General features: G+C 31.2%; 1 pseudogene. It reads left to right on the plus strand.

Going from position 1 to position 260, the window contains the following annotated elements:
• A pseudogene (locus tag SB689_RS23460) lies at positions 1-260 on the plus strand (hypothetical protein); the annotation flags it as partial.

The following is a 260-nucleotide window of genomic DNA, read 5'->3' on the forward strand; positions in this document are numbered from 1 at the left end:
CTATAAAGATAAAGGTATACAAATTGCGAATGAAGACATGCTTGCTAACCATGCTTACTCTAACAAATATGGTAATGGGAGTGTAGAATCAGGAGACGGAAGTAAATATAGAGGAAAAGGTCTTATTCAATTAACTTGGAAAGAAAATTATGAAAAAGTAAATAGTGAAATTACAGTTTTTGATGGAAGTGTAGATATTGTCTCTAATCCTAATAAAATTCTTACAGATAAAAAATACGCAGTTTACAGTGCGATGGGAT

This window comes from Chryseobacterium sp. SIMBA_038, from assembly GCF_046535115.1.
GTDB lineage: Bacteria > Bacteroidota > Bacteroidia > Flavobacteriales > Weeksellaceae > Chryseobacterium.